General features: G+C 37.2%; 1 protein-coding gene. It reads right to left on the bottom strand.

Going from position 1 to position 1660, the window contains the following annotated elements:
• Nucleotides 1-247 precede the first annotated feature (247 nt).
• A complete protein-coding gene (locus tag R2S57_RS30275; protein WP_316848640.1) occupies nt 248-1540 on the bottom strand; it encodes an IS1380 family transposase in 1293 nt (430 codons plus the stop codon).
• Between the last annotated feature and the right edge of the window lie 120 nt (nt 1541-1660).

Genomic DNA, 1660 nt, shown 5'->3' with positions numbered 1-1660 from the left:
CATCCGATAGCTCCTAAAATCCGCATGTCTGTCGTAATCTGAATATTACTAAGTTCTAAAAATGCATATCACCTGATTTTATTCCGCGATAATTATATTTATAGGCTGAAGTTCATTTTTGATTGGCATTTCTGAACAGATTTGGGATCGAAATTTTATTTTAGGCATAAAAAGGAAATAGAGATCCCCTCCTGGCTATATTTCAGGTAACATATTAGCGTTAAATATTTCTTTTAGTTATCCGATGCTATGGGTAGCTATGATCTATTGAGTAAATTCTTAATTTCAGTTGTCTGCCCTGCCTAACCCATCTGGCTGGCCGGATGATGAACCTAAAAAGAAACTTTTTTAGTCTGAAACACGGCTTCAGCGTTTTTACCTTTTGTGAAAAATAATCAATGATCTTATTATATATGTTTCTGCAGATCGCTGTAAAATATAGGAAAACCAGGTTTTTGTTCAGTATAGAGAAAGGCATGTTGTTCCATCCAAAATCATTTTTAAGGATATCAAATTGCCGCTCCATCCTCCCTCTCTGGTTATAAAAATGGACAAGGTCAACAACATCCGTTTCAAAGTTGTTAGTTAGGATTCCCCTGTATTCATAGGCATCCTGGGTAATCAAATCTACCTGGCCATCTTTTTTCAATCTTCGTTTGGCAATCAGCCTATATGTCTGTGGCTGTTGATTTTGTTCCCTGACCTGGTTTACAAAGGGAAGAATGTCTATGTATCCTACTTCCAGCAGACCATTTTTGTCCTCCATCACTTTCCAGTTGCAAATTTGCGAAAAATATTTCTCGACATAGCTGTTCCTGCATCCTATGTAAAAGTGTTCTACCTTCTGTTGCAGCAAAGTAACCACGTCATACTGGTAGGATGCTGCATCTGCCCGAAAGTTTTTAATCTTTTTTACTTTCTTTGTTTCAAGTAGATTAAAAATTCTTTCCAGCGTATCCCTTTGAAATGACTTTGCATCAGAATTTCCATTTCTGTTTTCGATATAAAGTACAAATTGCTCATTGAGGGTACAAACACCTGGCTGATAGCCATAATCTCTTTTGTAGGTCATTTTACTGTCCTGTTTTTCATTGAAAATGATCGTGTTATCATAATCAAGGGTAAGTTCCTGGGAATCAAGAACCCCGATCTTTTTGAGGACTTCCATGTTAAAGTTCTCCATGGTCCGGTTGGTACAATATTGATGTGTAGCCACACCTCGCTTGGTTACACAGGTTTTTGTTTCTTCGGCAAGCTCAGAGAGTCTTCTCAAAACAGTATCGGGGCTTGCCAGCTTAAGATAAGGATTGTCGAGAAAATGACTTTTTAAGTGGGTATGGAGATCTTCAATACTATCGCCGCCACAGAGAAAAACAGATTTAAGTGAGTAGAAAACATCCTTCCAGGAATACTTGCTTTGGGCAGCAACGAAGGGCAGATGTGCATGGCAAAGTTTATCGATTTCTAACTTGTTTAAGTAGTCAAAAACAAAATTTATGCCTCCGAAAGAGGATATTGGATTTGAATTTATTATTTTCACAGCACTAATATTGGTCAACACTAATTTAAGTGAATATTACCTTGCTGCAAAACATTATTTATCAAGGTTTTGCAGCATTTTTTTTTATAACCTGCGGACATTAGGAGCTATCGGATGACG

Source organism: Pedobacter psychrodurus (genome assembly GCF_032678585.1).
GTDB classification, from domain to species: Bacteria; Bacteroidota; Bacteroidia; order Sphingobacteriales; family Sphingobacteriaceae; genus Pedobacter; species Pedobacter psychrodurus_A.
The sequence above is the reverse complement of the archived record's forward strand: the minus strand, read 5'-3'. Positions and strand labels throughout refer to the sequence as shown.